This is a genomic window from Salimicrobium jeotgali, assembly GCF_001685435.2.
Lineage (GTDB): Bacteria > Bacillota > Bacilli > Bacillales > Halobacillaceae > Salimicrobium > Salimicrobium album.
The window spans coordinates 897,660-917,280 of record NZ_CP011361.2 but is presented as its reverse complement, the minus strand read 5'-3'; the positions used below and the strand labels follow the sequence as shown (position 1 = coordinate 917,280).

Annotated in this window: 18 protein-coding genes and 2 pseudogenes; 11 read left to right on the top strand and 9 right to left on the bottom strand. The window is 39.1% G+C overall.

The window, feature by feature from the left end; genetic code table 11:
- Nucleotides 1–23: 23 nt before the first annotated feature.
- From AAV35_RS04585 to AAV35_RS04560, 6 genes are all read left to right on the top strand, one after another.
- Nucleotides 24–503 (top strand): GAF domain-containing protein, encoded by a 480-nt coding sequence (locus AAV35_RS04585; RefSeq protein WP_008591478.1) that lies wholly within the window; start codon nt 24–26, stop codon nt 501–503.
- A 272-nt stretch (nt 504–775) separates the two neighbouring features.
- Entirely contained in the window at nt 776–1,378 is a 603-nt protein-coding gene (gene rpsD, locus AAV35_RS04580; RefSeq protein WP_008591480.1) for a 30S ribosomal protein S4, read from the top strand.
- A 256-nt stretch (nt 1,379–1,634) separates the two neighbouring features.
- A complete protein-coding gene (locus AAV35_RS04575) occupies nt 1,635–1,847 on the top strand; it encodes a hypothetical protein (protein WP_008591482.1) in 213 nt (70 codons plus the stop codon).
- Nucleotides 1,848–1,946: 99 nt separating this feature from the next.
- Nucleotides 1,947–3,137, top strand: coding sequence for an IS256 family transposase (locus tag AAV35_RS04570; RefSeq protein WP_065757343.1), 1,191 nt, complete (start codon nt 1,947–1,949; stop codon nt 3,135–3,137).
- 41 nt (nt 3,138–3,178) lie between these two features.
- Entirely contained in the window at nt 3,179–3,544 is a 366-nt protein-coding gene (locus AAV35_RS04565; protein WP_065757342.1) for an ATP-binding cassette domain-containing protein, read from the top strand.
- A gap of 94 nt (nt 3,545–3,638) precedes the next feature.
- Nucleotides 3,639–4,628, top strand: coding sequence for a DUF2268 domain-containing putative Zn-dependent protease (locus tag AAV35_RS04560; RefSeq protein WP_008591797.1), 990 nt, complete (start codon nt 3,639–3,641; stop codon nt 4,626–4,628).
- Nucleotides 4,629–6,330: 1,702 nt separating this feature from the next.
- On the opposite strand, the gene AAV35_RS04550 is transcribed toward AAV35_RS04560, so the two are convergent.
- The 7 genes from AAV35_RS04550 to AAV35_RS14490 form a co-directional block, all read right to left on the bottom strand.
- On the bottom strand, nt 6,331–6,885 hold the full coding sequence (locus tag AAV35_RS04550; protein ID WP_008591799.1) for a recombinase family protein: 555 nt from the start codon (nt 6,883–6,885) through the stop codon (nt 6,331–6,333).
- A gap of 181 nt (nt 6,886–7,066) precedes the next feature.
- Nucleotides 7,067–7,252 carry a hypothetical protein gene (locus AAV35_RS04545; RefSeq protein WP_008591949.1) on the bottom strand — a complete coding sequence of 62 codons (186 nt, stop codon included), beginning with the start codon at nt 7,250–7,252 and terminating at the stop codon, nt 7,067–7,069.
- Between the two features lie 323 nt (nt 7,253–7,575).
- A complete protein-coding gene (locus AAV35_RS04540) occupies nt 7,576–8,124 on the bottom strand; it encodes a hypothetical protein (protein ID WP_008591951.1) in 549 nt (182 codons plus the stop codon).
- A gap of 141 nt (nt 8,125–8,265) precedes the next feature.
- Entirely contained in the window at nt 8,266–10,404 is a 2,139-nt protein-coding gene (locus AAV35_RS04535) for a glycoside hydrolase domain-containing protein (RefSeq protein ID WP_244890597.1), read from the bottom strand.
- A 504-nt stretch (nt 10,405–10,908) separates the two neighbouring features.
- Nucleotides 10,909–11,112: a hypothetical protein gene (locus AAV35_RS04530; protein WP_008590940.1), complete on the bottom strand. Its 204-nt coding sequence runs from the start codon at nt 11,110–11,112 to the stop codon at nt 10,909–10,911.
- Complete coding sequence (locus AAV35_RS14695; RefSeq protein ID WP_204855002.1) at nt 11,109–11,285, bottom strand: sigma factor-like helix-turn-helix DNA-binding protein; 177 nt, start codon at nt 11,283–11,285, stop codon at nt 11,109–11,111. The genes AAV35_RS04530 and AAV35_RS14695 overlap by 4 nt, the downstream gene beginning before the upstream one ends.
- A gap of 97 nt (nt 11,286–11,382) precedes the next feature.
- Nucleotides 11,383–11,691 carry a hypothetical protein gene (locus AAV35_RS14490; protein ID WP_008590937.1) on the bottom strand — a complete coding sequence of 103 codons (309 nt, stop codon included), beginning with the start codon at nt 11,689–11,691 and terminating at the stop codon, nt 11,383–11,385.
- Between the two features lie 182 nt (nt 11,692–11,873).
- On the opposite strand from AAV35_RS14490, the gene AAV35_RS14615 reads away from it, so the two are divergent.
- The 4 genes and pseudogenes from AAV35_RS14615 (at nt 11,874) to AAV35_RS14540 (ending at nt 16,953) form a co-directional block, all read left to right on the top strand.
- On the top strand, nt 11,874–12,026 hold the full coding sequence (locus tag AAV35_RS14615; RefSeq protein WP_008590935.1) for a YvrJ family protein: 153 nt from the start codon (nt 11,874–11,876) through the stop codon (nt 12,024–12,026).
- A gap of 11 nt (nt 12,027–12,037) precedes the next feature.
- Nucleotides 12,038–12,721, top strand: coding sequence for an N-acetylmuramoyl-L-alanine amidase (locus AAV35_RS04515; protein ID WP_008590934.1), 684 nt, complete (start codon nt 12,038–12,040; stop codon nt 12,719–12,721).
- 39 nt (nt 12,722–12,760) lie between these two features.
- Nucleotides 12,761–13,654: a S8 family peptidase gene (locus AAV35_RS04510; RefSeq protein WP_008590932.1), complete on the top strand. Its 894-nt coding sequence runs from the start codon at nt 12,761–12,763 to the stop codon at nt 13,652–13,654.
- 2,123 nt (nt 13,655–15,777) lie between these two features.
- A pseudogene (locus tag AAV35_RS14540) lies at nt 15,778–16,953 on the top strand (cation:dicarboxylate symporter family transporter).
- Between the two features lie 197 nt (nt 16,954–17,150).
- Here AAV35_RS14540 and ltrA read toward each other — a convergent pair.
- Both ltrA and AAV35_RS04495 read right to left on the bottom strand, forming a co-directional pair.
- Nucleotides 17,151–18,392 (bottom strand): annotated as a pseudogene (gene ltrA / locus AAV35_RS04500) (group II intron reverse transcriptase/maturase).
- 629 nt (nt 18,393–19,021) lie between these two features.
- Nucleotides 19,022–19,225: a hypothetical protein gene (locus tag AAV35_RS04495; RefSeq protein WP_008590923.1), complete on the bottom strand. Its 204-nt coding sequence runs from the start codon at nt 19,223–19,225 to the stop codon at nt 19,022–19,024.
- A 145-nt stretch (nt 19,226–19,370) separates the two neighbouring features.
- Between AAV35_RS04495 and AAV35_RS04490 the strand changes: the two genes are divergently transcribed.
- On the top strand, nt 19,371–19,616 hold the full coding sequence (locus tag AAV35_RS04490; RefSeq protein WP_008590921.1) for a glutaredoxin family protein: 246 nt from the start codon (nt 19,371–19,373) through the stop codon (nt 19,614–19,616).
- Nucleotides 19,617–19,621: the final 5 nt, after the last annotated feature.

The window sequence follows — 19,621 nt, the reverse complement described above, 5'->3', positions numbered from 1 at the left end:
AAATTGAAAGGAGCTTATTCCCTATGTTTCAATCTATCACGTATAACGGTACGAAGGAACAGAATTACAGTCTCGTTTTAAAACAGCTGAAGGCACTGATTGATGGTGAGCCTAACGTAATCGCCAATCTGTCCAACGCTTCGGCGCTTCTGAATGAATTTCTGGACGACGTTAACTGGGTAGGCTTCTATATGATGGAGGACGGAGAACTTGTCCTCGGTCCATTCCAGGGGCTTCCTGCCTGTCTGCGCATCACGCCCGGTAAAGGTGTGTGCGGTACCGCCGTGTCCGAACAGAAAACTCAGCGGGTGGAAGACGTCAATGCTTTCCCCGGACACATCGCCTGTGATGCGGCCAGCCAGTCGGAAATCGTTGTTCCTATCATGAAGGATGACGAAGTTTTCGGCGTGCTGGATATCGACAGCCCGAGCACCGACCGTTTTGATGAGACGGACGAAAAGTATCTGAACGAGTTCGTCAGTATCCTCGAACAATATATTTAAGACAGATCTCCGCTGTTCCGGCAGCGGAGATTTTTGTCCCGCTCCCCCTCTTGACTTAACAGTCAGTTCAAGGTACAATATCCTTTGTGTAAAATAAACAGCAGCCTACGTGAACCGTCATTGTCCGTATTTTGTTCCTCTTGATAAAGAGGTGTATCGAGTAACCCTTTGCTGCTGGGGCGATGGTACATGAAAACATCATACGCAGTGAAGCAGGGACACACACTGTTTTTATTTTATGCAAAATAAAATAGACAAAGGAGGAAATCCCAATGGCACGCTATACAGGTCCAACTTGGAAAAAGTCACGTCGCTATGGAATTTCTTTGAGCGGAACAGGCAGAGAGCTTGAAAAACGCCCTTACGCTCCGGGCCAGCACGGTCCAACACAACGCAGAAAGCAATCTGAATATGGTCTTCAGCTTCAGGAGAAGCAGAAGCTCCGTTTCGCGTACGGATTGACTGAACGTCAATTCAAACGCATTTTCGAACAGGCAGGAAGAATGAAAGGTGTTCATGGTGAAAACTTCATGATCCTTCTTGAATCCCGTCTTGATAACCTCGTTTACCGTCTCGGTCTTGCACGTACCCGTCCACAGGCTCGTCAGCTTGTAACTCACGGTCACGTAACAGTCGACGGCGGTCGCGTTGACATCCCGTCTTACCGCGTAGTACCTGGTCAGGCGATCGGTCTTCGTGAAAAATCCCAGAACTTGACCATCGTTGAAGATGCTATCGAATCTCACAACTTCGTTCCGGAATATCTTACTTTCGACGAAGAGAAGCGTGAAGGTTCCTACGCCCGCTTCCCAGAGCGCGCTGAACTCACATCCGAGATCAACGAAGCTCTTATCGTTGAGTACTACTCCCGTTAATAGATACGGGTGTACAACGAAAAATCCCCTGACGTTGTTTATTCAACGTTCAGGGGATTTTTTATTTGGCTTTGGCCACCTGTTTGAAAATACGGGCAAATATACGCTCAAGCTGAACAGCAGGTGAGCTTTTTTCACACATATACAAATTCCTGATATGCTCACAACGGCTTCAGTCATTGGATTCCTGGTCATCTTTTAAGTTAAAATACACGTAAACAGTTCGTTTATTTAATCGAGATTAGGAGGATTGGATATGGCAAAAAAGCATATACATATACTTAATATTATATTAGGTGCCCTTTTCGTGGGATTTACACTCTTTTTAGCCTGGGCTGTTCTGGCTTTTGCACCTGAAGAGAATGTTGGAGTTGTCATGATTCCGATAGCAGTTATAGCAGTTTGGGTTACAGTTTATCTAATACAAGTTAAATATAATACATTTAAATGTGTAATGGTTACACGATGACGTACAATAGTTTGTGTAAAGCTCTTGAAGACAAAAAAAGAGGTAGGGTATCCTCATAGTTAACGACCAAATCAACTCATGAAAGGGGATGCCCTACCTATGTCTACAAGTATAGGACAAAACAACTTTGAAAATCAATTAGAGGACATGGTCCGTTCCTTCGTTCAGGAAAAGCTGGAGACTGTCATGAAGGAAGAAATGAACCAGTTCTTCGAAGAGAATCCGGAATTGAAAAATTATAAAAACGGTAGCTATGGCCGCCAATTGGATACAAAGTACGGAAGGATCGAAGACCTCCAGGTACCGAGAGATCGGGACAATGCATTTCAGACGGAAATGTTCCAGCCCTATCAGCGATACGAACAGTGGTTGGGGGAAACGATTGTCACCATGTATCACAAAGGCATGAGCACGCGTGAAATCGGAAACTTCCTCGAGCACATCCTCGGTCATGCTTACGCCCCTGGCACGATCAGTAACATCACCGATGTGGTGATTGAAGACATCCGTGCCTGGCAGGAGCGCCCTCTCCAGAAAAGATATGCCGTTCTTTATCTCGACGGCACGTACCTGAAATTGCGCCGGGACGATGTGGCGAATGAGGTCGTCTACGTAGTCATCGGCGTTACGGAAGACGGGTATCGCGAGATTCTCGGTTTCTATGTCGGTGGTCAGGAAAGCTCTCTCGGTTGGGAGGAAGTCCTCTCGGACATCTACCGCCGTGGTTGTGAGGAGGTTCTTCTCGGAATCTTCGACGGACTTCCCGGTCTGGAGGAAGCGATGAAAGCTATCTATCCGAAAGCTGATGTGCAGCGCTGTGTCGTCCATAAAGTACGGAACACGCTGAACAAGGTCCGGAAAAAGGACCGTTCCGCCATCAGTGAAGACATGAAAGCCATTTATCGGTCCAACAGTAAAGAAGAAGCGGAAAAACAGTTGGACGCCTTCTGTGACACATGGCAGAAGAAATATCCGAAAATCGCCAAGTCCTGGAGGGAAGACTTCTACGTCCTGACGACGTTCCTGAACTATCCTTCCTCCATCCGACCGATGATCTACACGACGAATATCATCGAGCGCACCATGAAAGAATTCAAGAAACGTCTGAAGACGATGAACAGTCTGCCCTCCGAAGAAGCCGTAGAAAAGGTGATCTATATGATTTCCGACGAATGTAACACCAAATGGTCCACACGCAGACTCCGTGGCTTCAAGGAAGCAAGCCCTGAACTGCACACCATGTTCGAAGAACGGTATGGGTCTCAAACTGAGACAGAGGAGAAAAGATAACCCCTCCTCCGAGGATCACCCTGACAATTTACACAAACTTATTGACGGTACCTATTTATGGATTTGATAAGGATTCTTTTATATTTCAAGAACAATTTGAAGAAGAAACGCAACTAGGAGAATGGTATAGAAATAGTAATTCACTTTCAGGAGGGCAGTGGCAAAAAATTGGTCTTTACAGATTAATATACAGAGAAGCATATATATACCTTTTGGATGAACCAACTAATAATTTGGATAAAAAAGCTTTGGAAAATTTTAAGGATTTTTTAGATCCAATCAGACATAACTCGTTGATTATAATAGTTTCTCATGATGAGCATTTTTTGGCACAAAATTGCACTGAGATATACGAAATGAGCGAAAATGGTATGACAGAAAGAGGTGAAGTGTTTGTAGAAAATTAGCAATACGACTTTAATATATTGGAAATTATCTCCAATAATAAATTTAAATTCCAAAAGTGTCCAGTTAAACTTATTACAAGGAAGTGAGATACAAATGAAAAAATCGACTTTATTTTTCCTTTTATTCACATTTACACTACTGTCCTTCGGATGTGATTCAACCTCAGAAGAAAAAACTGGTACAGCTAGAGAAGAGAACTCTCGAGAAATTGAAGGCCTTGAATTCACTCATAAAGATCAAACTTTCACCCTTATTCCCTTATTTTCTCAGACATTGAACTATACAGAGAAAGTTAGGGGTGATTCTTCAAAAGATCGTGAAACTTTGTATGAGGAACATGTGATTTCCCCTTTTAAAAATATAGCCGAGGAGAAGAACCTGGAAACATCGGAATACTACGAGGAATATTTTGAATATAATACTAATGTTGAAGAGTTGGAGAAGAGCACAGAAGAACTTATAAAACAGAAAGATGCGATTATGGATAGTGTCCAAAGTGCTTTGGAGGAGTCCTCGAGTAAGTTGCCCGGTACTGATAAAACTATCTTTGTTATGCCTCTCAATCCTACAAACCATTTTCCGATTTATAATCTTGGCGGCGTAACGGGAGTGACCCTTAGTGCAGATACAGGGATTGTGAAACTGGCTCCTTCCTATGAGGAAGAACAACTGAAATACACGGTAGCTCATGAATACGGTCATTTGGTTGAAGGTGAAGGGAATGGTGGAAATTGGGGCAGTATCAATGAACTCGTAATTAGTGAAGGAAAAGCCGACACATTTGCCAGAAAAGTATACCCTTCCGTAGAAACAAGTTGGAACTCTCCTTTGGAAAAAAGTGAGAAAAACGAAGTGCTCAGCGTTCTTAAAGAAGAGGGGGACGGCTACAATGCAGATACTTACTACACGTTGGAACGAGGGAACTCCAATAGAAATATCCCCGCAGCGTCCAATTATAAGATAGGAGCTGTAATCGTAGAAGACTATATAGATAGTAACAACCCTTCCTCTATGCAGGAATGGATTGATTTACCACCCCAACAACTAATTGAAAAAACAAGTTATGAGGAGCTTCTTCAATAAAATGAATTATAGGGGGGCGGAATACTCCCCCCTCCAATTGCATAGAAATTCTCAAAGTTTCTTATATACTTATCGTGCAATATTATAAAAACGGCAGAATGGCGAGGAGTGAAAAGGTGAGGAACATAGATAAAAACAATTTCAGAGATGATAAAGACCTCAGTAAAATCGAAATGGCTTCAGAAGGAGCTACTGGGTGTGGGTGGGGGTGTTTAGGGATCATCTTTATATTTGTTGACCTCTCCATATTATTTAATATGCTGTAAAAAGTAAGCTAATTTTGTGATGAAAAGGGTTTAGTAGCAATAGTTGAACTTTATATTTCAATGAAGGCACATTCTTTCTGTAAGCAGTTTTAATAAGATTCTTAAAAACTGTAAGCAACGGTGATAAAATCCCTAATAACAACGGTTTCAAATTTCCCAATAATAACAGATAATCGTTTCTATACTAAATAAAGCTTGAGGTGTAGGAATAATGATTAAGGCTGAATAGTTTTTTATGATTAGAAAGTTACATCAAAAAAGTTGACCTATCATAGCTATTTTTAAAGAAATAGGAGTTAATTCTAAAGCGATCTGGGAACAAATAAAGGAATATAAATTTACGAAAAATCAAGAAAGTCGAGTTAGAAATAGTAATCTAAATCCAGTCAAAGATTATTACACAAAGCGTGTTAAATTGGATACGGAATTTGTTTTATATAAAATTTCTACATTCTTAGTAGTATTTGATCAGACTTACTAAGATGCTTACAAACCAAAACATTATTACTGCAAAATTCACAGGAGTAAAAATAAAACTAAACCCGATTTTCTTTTTTGAGGCGTGAATATGAGAAACCGAAATATAATTAAACCTCTCTCCTAAATATCTATTGAACTGCATGAAATATATTAAAACCACTAATAATAACCCTATTATGAAATGAATCTCCCAGTAACTCCAATTTATAAAATTGGTTAAAATGAAAGCGATGAAAACTAGAAAAGAAAACGTAGAAGAAAAGAAGATAATAAAATGGCTTAAGTTGTTTATTCTATTAATGTATCTTCTATGTAAAATGTCACTTATTTTCCCCGCTACTAACAAGCCGCCAATCAAAAGTGTGAACCAAGTCAAGCTTAAAATAGTTTTAACGAATATACTGTACAAGATAATAAGTGCCCACCACCTGATTAAATTTTATAAATGGAAACAGTAGCATTTTTCAAAATACTTTTGTTATATTTTATCAGTTCTTTCCCCAATAATCACTAAATTATCAAAGCTTTCATTTCAAAATATCCTCTCATATTTTAATATTTTTTCTATTCTAAATTGGAATAAGTATTTATTCTCTTAAATCTATGACTTCTAAATGAACTCTTCTTTCTCTCTTTATCTGAAAACATCCTCAAATGTAAAAGAAATTGTAGTTTTTATTTTCTATTTATCTAGTAAAACCTTATAGGGACAATCATACTATTCTTTTTTTCGTCTCTTCCCCAAAACTCTTTTCTACTTGAAATGCCGAAATAAAATAAATTATTTAAAAATTATCCGTTTCAAAAATCATTACTAATCAAGTTTTTCAATATAGCTATGTATTGTATATCATTAAGCAAAAAAACAGTAATCATTAGAATATTTATGGCTATTTCGGAAAACTCTTGTTCAAAACTTTGAAGTTTTGATACCAATATTTAACAATACTTTCCATCTACTTTTTTTCCAAATAACGATAAATCGTGGTTCGAGACACTCCCCACTTCTCCGCAACATCTTTGATGGGAGTCCCATTGGTAATCAGAGAGCGCATCATTTCTATGTCTTTTTTTCCAAACTTCTCCGGGCGTCCCCCGAGACGTCCTCTTGCTCTTGCAGCTGTTCGTCCTGCAGCCGAGCGTTCTTCAATCAAATTCCGTTCAAATTCGGCAAAGGCCGCAAACAAGTGAAACATTAACTGACCGGTCGCATTGCTTTTATCCATCGTCAGATTTTCCTGTAAACTATGGAAAGCGACGCCTCGTTCATTTAATTCATTCACCAGTTGAATCAAATCCTGCATGTTCCTCCCTAAGCGATCTAAACGCCAAACGACAATCGTATCTCCTTCCCGTGCATAATGAATTGCCTCCTCCAAACCTGGACGTTGTTTTTTCGTTCCACTCATTTTATCGTGGAACGTTTTCTCACATCCATACTCGGTTAACGCATGTAATTGTAAATCCAAATTTTGTAATCCTGTAGAAACACGTGCATATCCGATGAACATTGTATCCCTCATTTCTCTTTTTCCGTGTTTTCATTGTACCATAAGATAAAATAAAATTGGTTAATGGACACAGAATGATGAACAGGGTTTTTGTACACGAAATACATAAAAAAAGATCCTTTTCGTATGCAAAGTCTATGTGTACAGAAAAGGACGAGTTTTGGAACAAAGACAATAATTGTTATCTACGATTGAATATATTTGTGGCTCCATTAGTGACACGGCCCAGTCCTTGCGTTAATAATTTCTGAACTCCACTTAAATAATAAAGTTGTACTTCATATGCCTCGTTTCCTTCAACATCTTTTATTATCGATGGTTTTTGAGAAAAATTGAAAATATTCTCCCGATAAGTATAACTTTCCATCTTAAATATCCTCCCTGCCCTTGGCATATTTGTTTGATTAATGATTCTAGAAATGGTCTTCTTAGTTTTTATTCTAATGGTAAAAATGATGAAAATGATTATAATGAATCAACTGCACAAGAAAGTTTAAATAACTTAAAGTCTTTGGTACAACCTTTATAAATGTCAACATCCAAACAATACCACTCCATCAGTAGGACAAGGGAAAATAAAATAAGCACTTATATATAATCCCCCCTTGTTGTCTACTCTTTAGCTACTTGCGAGCGATAATGATGTTTTGCTATTAGTAAAAGAACACAGCATATGATGGAACTTTAAAGTCAACTCATTATCATAATAAAGATAATAAAGAAAAAGACATTAAGAAGTAGAAGGAGCCATTTTATTCCTCCTTCAATACGTAAAGCATTAATAATTCCAATAATTGCACTAAAAAACAATATCGTCATCCAAATAACAGTACTCCATCCACTAAGGTAAGGATGAAGAAAAAAGGTACTTAAATAAGTAACCAAAAAGATTCCACTACAAATCAATGCTATATAATAACTATTGAAAAGTCCCCCTGCCCAAACTCTAGCTACTTGTAAATAAAATTCCTGCTCATCTTCTTCTAATAAATACCGATTTTTTTCAAATGCATTTATTAATTTCTTAATTGATTTAGTAGGTCCTGATACCATCCCTTTAGTTAGGTCTTGATTTAGACGTTGAGATTTAACTAGATTTTGTTGTGCTATTTTCATTAAATCTTCAATACTATTGTTAACGTCTTTTTTCTCACGCTTTTTATCTGGGTGGGAAAATAACACCCATAACAGAAATCTAATAAATTCAATAATAAATACGGCATACACTTTCTTAAACAAAGACTCAACTCCCACTTCTTGTATCTATTGTCTTTAAAACTATATCATTCATAGATAAACCAAAAAAATTATCTCCCTTCATTATAAGAGAGATAATTTTTTTGTGAAAAAAGGTTTACACTCATATATTTTAAATTGAAATCATTTTGATAACATACCCATAGATCTAGCTAAAGCCTGACCTAAGCGCTTTCCAAGTGCAGCTATTACTGCTGCACTTACCGCAAACGAAGTAGCATAAGCAAGAATTAAGATTAAAATTATAATTTGTGCCTCTTTTTGCAGTTTATCTTCATCCCAATCTACATCGGTTAGAGCTAACTTTTCTTTTACGTATACACTAGGGGCAGATTTTCTCATTATCTCTATAACAAGGTATTCCATTATGAAAAATGGAGATTCAGATGATAACTTAGGATTCAGTTGATCAACTCTAATCTCCGAGATATTCGGAATTTTATCCATTATTCTGTCAACTTCTGCTCGTGCCTCTGTAACTTCATTTACTCCAGAAGGAAGATAACCATCTTCTAACATCTTATTTAAAAATTGGTTTATAATTCCATCCATTACGTCACCATTTATAGCTTTGTCGACTCCTAAGTCCCAATTACCTTTACTAGCATCTCCAAAAATAATTTGTCCTGTTAGCTCGCCTTCTATTCGCCCAAGCTTAATATCATAAGCCTTAGAATAGCTTATAGTATCTACAGATTCTGAGCTATAAATCTCTTGAATTTCAGCAAATGGTGAGCTAACACTATGCACACTAGGATCATTGTTGGAAACTTCACTACTTACTGAAGAAGCTCCATTATCACGTCCGGATTTAATGTTATTATCAATTTGAATTTGACCGTCTCCAGATCCAATTGTAATTGTTGAAATTTGATTAAAAGCCCAATTACCAGGAAGAGGATAACCTAGATTCCCACTAAATCCTGTAGACATACCACTTACGAAGCTACTCACCGCATGACCAGCCTCAGATACTTGGATACAGACATTTCTAGCTCCATAAACACCTACTTTGTAGTCATATCCCAAAACATTTAGACTTTGCTTAATTGATCGAAAATAAGGAATAATATTTCCTGAGATCTGATACCCTAACGCATCAAAATCCACAGCAAAATAAATGATGGTTCCATCCTTAAAACCATAGTCTTGAGCTGCCTTAAAAGCTGAAATTGCGTCTTCCTTACCCTGCTCTTCATTAAAGTAAGAAGCATCTCTTCCTACAGTTTGGTATATTGGATAAACTGTGAGCCCAGCATTAAAAATGTTTTCCAATTCCCCTGGTTGGATTTTTTTATTTAAACCGCCAGGTACATTTGTTAGATATCGCCCTACAGTTTCATAACCATGCTGTCGCAAAGTTTCGGCTCGAGCAGGAGTTATTTCCGTAATACAATCACAAGCACTCCCGTCACGGCTCGGATCTCCGGTACTTACTAATAAAGAAGCCCATGTTTGGAAGTCAGCTTGTCCATTAACAGTTAATTTAGTGAAAGATTGAAAGTCCTTAACCTTACTACTCAAATTTGCATCAAATTGGCCGTCAAATGAAACATCATATCCATTAAACCTCATAGCCGCCTGAAACAATCTAACAAAATTGTCGGTACCATCCGCATCACCCACTTGCAGCGTAGGTAACAAGCTCTGAGTGCTAGGACCAAAGTGACCATTAGCAATTGAATCACTCAAACCTTCTTCATATTGAATAGCGTAGATTAGAGCCTCTTGCGTGTTTCTGGAGTATAGTCCATCACAAGGCATATAAAAAAAGTTTTTCCTATGGATGTAAGTTTTGTTCATCCATTGCTGGACGGTACGAATAGATTCTTCTCCTCCATACAATAAAGAATAAGCATCCATGGATAGTAAAGCTTTAAAAAATTTCCCATCCACACTTCCACTCGGATTATCTTCTCCCATGTCTCTTTGTAAAACGGTCACTGCTCTTTCAGTTCCGGACCCATAAGTTCCTGTAACTCCCCCAGGACCGTACCCCTTACAATACAATGCTCCCTGAATAATTTTCACAATATTTTTATTGGTATTCGAATTTTTAGATATAGGAGTGATACCTCTAACTCTCGCTAACGTTCCAGCTCCAAAGTTATCAGCTGTATTAGTAATTCCCAGTTCAATTTGAAGCGCTCGTGTTAAAGCATGAATTGTATTCCATCCAGTGTTACCATTTTCATCGATGGTATTGTAACCCGGATGATTTCCGTAAGTTTCATTTACCCACTCTTGTGTTAAAAGCACCATTTCATCCACAAAAATACACCCCTTCATAAAATTTCAGAACTTGTAATTAAAGCTCCGTTACTTTCAATATTACAAAACATCCCATAATTCAGATCCTCACAAAAGTAACAAAAAACTGCACTATAAAAGTTGAATATATTTTTTTCTACGGGTGAAGTTACTTTTTCCGTAGATACACCCATTTCTTTTAATTTCTCTTCTACCTCTTTGTCAGTGTGTGGGTGAGTAGCTTCCAGCTATAAAAGATTCATAGTCATCCGGCCTACATCCTCATCCACATAAAGCCCTGTGGCTTCTTGAACTTTTCAACATTAGATTCAGTTTTGGCCCAAAGTTTCCATCGACTGAGCTTTGTTAAATATAAAAATACAACAAATCGTTGTTTCTGAACCATGTCGATCACCTTGGAACTTCGTTTGAATGAATGGATTGGTTATCAATGTTCATGTAAAATCTCTCCTTTTTTGTTGGTCTATCTATAAAAGAAGAAGAAACCGTAGTTTTTCAACCATTCTCCGTATTTTTTTCAAAGTTCTGTTTAAAAGTCCAAAAAGATATAACGTCCATGTCGTGAGCCACCTTCACAAGACGCATATGGATATCTTGTTTTACATCCTCTCTATCCTGAAAACCCGTGCCTTTGGCGCCTGTTTCAATCCTCGCGTTCATTCTTTCTACGACTTCCATGATAATTTCATTCTTATTCATCGCCTATCCCTCCCTTCTCGTAATTGACTCAACGCTTTCGCTTTCAATTTGGAAACATTCTGAGGAGAACAGGAAAGGACTTCTGCAATTTCTCTGATAGATAACTGAACATAAACCCATAAATAAAGAATGATTTGTTTTTGCTTACTAAATGACTGGTAGATCTGAATCATTTTTTTCGTGGGTAAAATATCTTCAATAGATCGTGCCGTCTCCTCGACAAGGGGCGGTTGCGGATGAGGATACAGATCCTTTATGGATGTTTCTCCTTCACTTCCGTTTTGGACAGATGTGTCTAACGTTAGTTCCGCATAGTGCTTCCTTTTTTTCTCCATAAGATTTCACGTATAAACGAGCCAATTTATCGACGTAATGAATCAATCGAACTCTTAAATAGAATTCCCGAAAGCGCTGATCCAGACAGTTGGACGCTTCAAGATTATTTTCGTTCGTAGCTTCTCTAAACAATTCTTTATTATTCCCTTCGTTCATAAATGATTGAATCAAAGGATCTGAAAAAAAGTCGTCGTTTTCTCTATAAGAAGATGGAAGATTGTTCCCCTGTTTTTTATTCACCATAAAAACCCTCCTTATTATGCAATTACTATAGAAAGAAGAAAAACAGGCCAAACATCAACCAAAATAAGAACATGTGTTCTCATTTTTTTTATTTTACACTATAACTTTGAAAATTTATATGACGACTGGTTGATTCATTCAGGCTTTTTCCTCTTTCTGAGGTAAGCAAAGGAGGAGTAGATATGGAGAATATACCAGACTGGGCAGTATTGCTAGGTAATTATGGCTTTCCTACGTTGGTAGCTATATATCTATTAACTAGATTCGAAAAAAGACTAGATAGCCTCACGACAGCTATACGCATTCTGGAGAACGTCCTTGAAAAGAAAAAATAGGAGGGGTATAGATGGAAATCAAACAAGATGTAATTCCTACCACGAATACAAATCGTCCGGGAGATCAGCTAAATGCCACGCATATCACTATTCACGAGACAGCTAATACAAACACAGGTGCCGATGCTGAGATGCATGCTAGGTACGTGAAGGGAGAAGAAGCTCAAAACCGCCAGGTGTCCTGGCACTATACCGTAGACGATAAGCAGATTATTCAACATCTTCCTACTAATGAAATAGGATGGCATGCCGGAAGCGAAGGGAACGCTGCATCCATCGGCATAGAACTTTGCGTGAATGAAGACGGTTCTTTTTCTAAAACAAAACAAAAAGCCATGGAGCTTATACAGTCCTTAAAAGCAAGTCTCTCTATTCCTTATGCGAATGTAGTTACGCATCACAGGTGGACGGGAAAAAATTGTCCGGCTCGTTTGCTGAATGATTGGGAGGCATTTAAAAAAGAATTACGAACAGAGGAGGACGAAGGATCGATTGCTGGCCAAAGAATTGTTATTGAAGCCCAAACTCTTTGGGTGTACGATCGTCCCGATTGGGACGCTAGGTACACTACAGTGACTGCGGGAGAGGTTTTTACGTTGAAAGATGAGTTACTGGTAGATTCGCATCAAATGTACCAACTAAAAAGTGGATTATATATCACGGCAAACGACCAATACGTGACAATGCTGCCGTAACCGGAGGCACGCCGGGAATCGAACAGGAGGGGGATGGCGATGACTACAAAAATAAACACGCCACAAATAAAGGTAGAAGAGAAATTTCATAAAAAACCTTACGGGGTGACAAGAATGCACGCTCCGGCCATATGGAAAGACGCCCATCAAGGCGAAGGGGTAGTGAACACTATTATCGATTCAGGGTGTGATATCACGCACCCTGATCTCAGGGAAAATATTATCGATGTACGTAATTTCACTGATACAGGTACCAAGTCCGATGTTCAAGATAGTGGTATCCATGGAACGCACGTGTCCGGTATTGTGGCTGCCAAAGAGGACAGGAAGGGCATGGTAGGAATAGCTCCTAAATCAAAATTACTCATCTTAAAGGTCCTGGGGGAATACCCTAACTCCGGAAATTATCAATCGTTAGTAGAGGCTATTGATTATGCGATTAGATGGCGAGGGCCTAATAACGAAAACGTCGCGACGTTGAACCTTTCCTTAGGAGGTCCGAAAAACGATGCCGCCCTTCATCGTGCTATCCGAAAGGCTTATCAGAACGGTATTGTAAGTGTAGCTGCCTCGGGCAATGACGGGGATGGGCGAAGGAGTACCAGCGAAATCTTTTATCCCGGCTTTTACAAAGAGGTCTTACAAATAGGAGCGATGACTCGGAACGATCAAGTGGCCCATTATTCCAACACGAATAAAAACATCGATTACGTGGCCCCGGGTACCAATATTTTTTCCACGATTCCTAACGGGAAATACGCGCAATTAACAGGTACGTCCATGGCCGTACCGCAAATAACTGGTGCTATTAGTTTGGTGCACCGTTTATTAAAAGAAAAGGATCAAAAGATTTCCATTCCTAACATCTTAACAGCGCTAAACAAATGTACCGTTCTCACAGAACAAGGGGATCGCATTGTTTCCTTTGCCTAAGTTTCCTTTGACATCATAGGTTAGATTTATCCCCCCTCTGTCCTCTACTATCGTACGAGGTACGTTGGTATAGTATAGAACAATAAAAAACCCGGCCCCTTAGGTCATAAAGGGGGCCGGGTTTTAATATCGGAAGTGTTCAACGTCCACCCGTTCATGAATGACCATTGTTTTAAAGCATTAACTACATGATTGTACGAATTCATAGTTTTCTCCCACGTTCTTATAAAAAAACGGTGTTCTCCCCCTATACATTTTTTTGATTAGGCTTTTCGTAATCTATGTACATTTTTGCTGCGCCAACTGTTCCCATCGTAACTGATTCGCTGATAAATATACTTAGAACTTTGTCTTCTTATCACGGTTATAAGATAAGAAGGCATTTTGGTTTCATGGAGTAATAAAAAGATTAGAAGCTCAATCGTTTGGCCGAACAAAAAATCTTGGACATCAGGGTCATCTTCGTAGGGAATTAGAGAGTAGATATAAGTAGTCGGGGTTTCATAGAGAGAAGCAATATCACGGAGGGTGATGTATCTGTCGCCATCTTTCTGAAGAATGCAGATAGTGATGTATTGTTTGAGTTATTAGACTATCTTATTAATCTAGGTCTAAATCAGAAAGTAGTTTCATACTTTTTGTTATGGTCTGGACTTTAAGAATTTATCAGACCTTAACATTGCAATATGAATAAATATTTTCTTTCCCCTGTATTTAGATCGGCCAATCAAAACATGCATTGTTAATAAATAAATGACGTATAAACCTTAACTACTTTAAGGCTTACGCGGATTAAAAGCGAATTATCACCTGTAATATTTCCACAAATCTATTTTCAAAAAATGAATAATTTAAGAGTTCTAGTATGCAATTTCAGCATTGTACCTCTCTAGATATCCTTTATTTCCGCACCAACAGGAAAACGCTGACATGATAATGGTTCAAGAAGCCTCTCATAACATGAGTTATTTTGCTATTGCATTATTGAAGTATTGAATAACCAAATGGATGAACAGGGTTCATCTAAAGCTACACAATAACACATTAACTCAGTAAAACTAAAATGCTGTTTTATTAATCATACATAATGTTTGAGATAAGGCCTTCAGGGCGAAGAAAGAGTTCTTTAACGTGAGTGTTACGGAGATATAAAACTTTAGAGTGAATATACGTGGTTGGAAAACGTGGATCTTCTTGAACTGGATTTTACTCTGTAGATTATTTGTTGAATGGAAGAGAACACATTATTTCTTATATCAACTATAGAGAGTTACTTTATATGGAAATCATTTCTAAAACAAGAATCATCAAACAAAGTTTTTCTGGTAGATTACTATGGGGTAGGAACTTCACGAATAACCACAAAAAATAAGTGCATACATAAAAATGACCACCGGGATAACGGTGGTCATTTTATTCCACATGTTCTTTTTAACTTAGTTACAAAATTTATTGCTAGCCCATGTATAAACCTGCCAATAACCAGGGTTTCCGTCATATTCCAGTCAGCCAAATCTTGGTCGCACCCACAATCATTGGATCCAAAGGCACTGTAACAATTATCGTGTGCATAGCAACATCCGTCCAGTGAATTCACCTTATACCCTCCGCCGTAAGCGCCTCGATCTCCACATTCTGCTCCACAGTGATTATATGTGATTTCAGAGTAATCAGAGGTGTCCGTAAAGGTTAGACAGCCATCGTACCAATTGAGTGAGGTTTCAACTTCGGACGAAAGGTGTTGGTTAAATGGATCGTGGACAAAACTTAGCACTCCTTCTTTAAAAGGTAATTCCTTCTCTTCGACCCCGTGCTTGCGAGTGACCGTAAACACCTTACGGATTTTTTGGCCATGTGACCCCATCGCAATCACGTAAGCACGAAGAGTTGGTCGAGCTTATCATTGAACTTCATGAGTAATTTTCCTAAGAGAAATGTAACTTTTCTTTTTTTCCTCTTTACTTTTTTATAAATTAATAAAGGAATAATATGGATATAACGTTAGTTTTGATTAACCTAAATTTGTTCAGTGCATTTATGGTTTTGAGTTTCGTTTTAAAACGCTCTCTTATACCCTTTCCTAAGTAAGTTATGGTAGGGCTTGGCCCCGGTGCTATGGGGCTTTGTTGCAATGGACATATGGAGAAAACAGTTTGAATATTTCCCGCAGTCTGCAGTGGATTAAGATGGTCGGATATGAGGAGGTTGGTTTTCTAAAGATGTTAATAATGCCTCTACTGTTTGTATTCATTGTCATGGCTTTTATAAATACCCATTCTTTAAGCAAAATGGGTAAAGTTTCGATGTCGGTGATTGAAATATTTTTAGGCATGACAGCTATAGTTGCCCTGATTGGCATTGGAGTTTCCTTAAGTTTTAATTTAGATACTTCCTCCTTAAATATTTGGGAAGCTGAAACGCTTCGATTTGATCGCTTAGAAGCTAATTTAGATGATTTGGATCATCAAACCATTACTGAAAGAATTCTCTATGGTATACCGAGCAATCCATTCTTAGATTTCACTGGAAGTCGAAGTACCTCTGCGGTTGCTATTGTGTTATTTTCCCCCTTAACCGGGATAGCTTTATTAAAGTTAAAAAAAGATGCACCAACCGCAGCACAGCGTTTAGAAGACCTTATGGAGTCCCTTCAAACGTTAGTCTTGAAGTTATTAAAAATGATTATCCAACTTACTCCTTATGGAGTAATGACTCTTATGACAAAATGATGTCTACAAGCCATTGGGGACTTGAGTGAATTTTTAATCGCTTCATACATTCTCCTTGGGCTAATGTTTCTCGTAAACATAGGGATGATTTTCCTAGCTGGAGTAAAGCCTATCGACTACGTTAAAGGGTCTTTTCCTGTTCTTGCCTTTTCTTTTTCTTCACAGTCAAGTGCGACTTCGCTGCCTCTAAATATTAAAACCCAACGAAAGTTTTTTAATGTTCAGGATAGTATTACGAATTTTTCCGGTTTATTTGGTTTTTCTATAGGTCAAAATGGATGTGCAGATATTTATCCAGCGATGTTAGCAGTCATGATTGCTCCTACTATGAACATTGTCCCACCTTCTCTTTCCCTTTTGGTGACAGTAGTCGCTGTCGTAGCAATCAGTTCTTTTGGAGTGATAGGAGTAGAAGGCGGCGCCACGCTTGCTGCCATAATTGTATTATCGACTGTAAATTTACCTGTAGGTCTTGCCGGATTATTAATATCCGTTGGACCCCTCATCGATATGGGAAGAATCGCTCTGAATGTAAGTCGGAGTACGACCGCAGGCATTACAACAAATTGAGTATTGAATAAATAACCATCTTTATCTAACTGAGAACCTCGGGTCTTGTAGGGTTCTTTCTTACTCTCCTTGTTTTTCAAGAAATCTAGCAAAGATGCCCTTGTTCATTAATATCCAATCGAGTAGGAGGAGGTGACTAGCCTCCGTCCTCTCACACCACCGTACGTACGGTTCCGTATACGGCGGTTTCATAAAATTCAACGTGCATTCAATGATTTCAAACCCATACGTTGCCAATAGTGGTCATTGAGTGTGCGATGGAGAATTGGGCTACTGGCTATACGCCAGTAGCCTTTTCTTGTATTTCCCCATTCGAAGGCTTTCGCCTTTGTCACTCCCAATGCTATTAAATTCTTCACTTTGGCCTTGGGCAGTTTCCACTCTTTCCATCAAATCATTCGAAGTCTTCTCTTCAACCATTCCATCATTCTTTTGAAGATCGATGGCGTTTCCGCCAAACGAAAGTAGTTATACCATCCGGTAAGAAACTCATTAATTTTCTCAATACGGTATTTCATATCGGTACTCCACTTTCGACTCGTCAATTGGCGTAAACGTTGTTTAGCCTTATGAACCGAATCTTTGTGGACGCGCACTCTAGCCTTTCCTTTCACCGAAGGTGTAAAGCTGAACCCGAGAAACTTACGTTTCCATGGGCGGCTCACCGCACTTTTCTCTCGGTTGACCTTGAGTTTCAGCGTCTTTTCGATGAAGGTCATCATATTCTTGAGGATACGTTCGGCGGCTCGTTTGGAACCTGCATACATTTGCACGTCATCAGCGAACCGAACGAAGCGAATACCTCTGGATTCCAGTTCTTTATCCAGTTCATCGAGCACAATATTCGAAAGAAGAGGGCTTAATGGACTTCCCTGAGGTATTCCACTTCGGTTTGGGGTCGTAAGCCCACCTTCCATAATACCTACTTGAAGGTATCTTCGGATAAGACGAAGCACCCGGTGGTCTTTAATGCGGAAGCTTAGCGTTCGCATCAAGCGGTCGTGATTCACTCGGTCGAAGAATTTCTCAAGATCAATGTCCACAACCCAAGTGTATCCCTCATTGATATAGGTTTTCGCCTGCCTCACCGCATCATGGGCTCTTTTTCCCGGTCGGAATCCGTGGCTTTGTGTGGAAAACGCTGGGTCATATATCGATTGAAGATAGAGGTTAAGCGCTTGTTGGATCATGCGATCCATCACCGTAGGGATACCTAACTCCCGTTTGCCTCCGTTCGGTTTCGGGATTTCGACTCGACGGACGGGAGACGGTTGATACGTACCCTTCAGAAGTTGGTCGTGGATGGTGTCCCATTCTCCCGAAATCTGAGCTTTCAGTTCGGAGGTGGAAACGCCATCCACGCCATGACTTCCTTTATTCTTTGTCACCTTGAGATAGGCGGCATTCATATTGTTTCGGTGTAGGATGTTTTCCAACATATTTTACTTACCCTCCACGTGATCATTTCGTTCTATTGTGTGGCATCAATCTTCCACCCCAGTTACGCCCTCGAAGACTTCACTTCTTTCTCGCAACTGGTTGATATATTCTGTGTCATCAGATGATACGTACGCCAGAGAAATGGTACTCATTTTATGATTCAGCCCTTCCCCTACCTTCCGGAAGGTAAGGTACTATGGCTTCGGCTGACTTCTGATGGTTCAGCGATTCCTTAGGAATCGGTTACCGCATGTGTACGGCTTGTCCATCAGACCTCCCCGGGTAAAAGCATAAACTTCCTTTCCATATCCCCGCCTCATTTACTGCCTGCCCCTTTGGTCGTTGGGGCTTCGTCTTGTTTCGCAGACTCACCCCAGGCAGACAGCCTATTATGAGGTTCGTGTTCCTCGCGGCGGAAATTTGCCTCCGGCTTCCTTTAGATTCCAGGTCTCCCTGGACACCCTTGCCTTTGACTAACGGCTACAACGACCTTCGCCGTTCAGGACTTGAACCCTATAGTTTATACCCGTGCCGGGCACACAAAAAGAAAGACAGCTCTTCGATGAAGAAACTGTCTTTCAGAATATTCTTAAGAAAAGCACGTGGTGTTCACACAGATACCATTTCTCTAATGTGAAAATTGTTCTTTGAACTCGAAAAAACCCATGGCTTGAATATTTACAATCTTCTCTTCATTTTCTAAAATTTTCAGTTTAATTGATTGTTCTAAATCCTCTCGTTCTTCTGTTTTTGTTTGATGCAATGCTTTCTTAATTTTTGGGTCGAGCTGATGGATATAGTCAATTATTTCTTTTTCGTTATAGTTTAGCATCTAAGACCTCCCCTTTCTATCTTCTTCCTAAAGTGACAAAAAGAAAGAATTTTAAACACCAGAAAAGAACATTTTTCCATTTTTTCGAAAAGTGTGTAAAATTGTATATTTTTTTCACTCTTTTTAGTAAAGGAGGAATCAATGTATGCAAAACATTACTATTTACACGACCCCTACCTGCGGTTTTTGTCACAAATTAAAAGAATGGATGAATTTCCACCAAATTTCCTATAAGGAAAAAAACGTTAAAGAAAATTATCACTACAGAAAAGAACTGTTGGACTTTGGGGTGAAAGGAGTCCCCTTGACGGTAATAAAAACAGAGGATGGCCCTTTCCATATTTCAGGTTTCAATCCCGAAAAGCTTAAACAACATTTCCACATCAATTAAAGGAT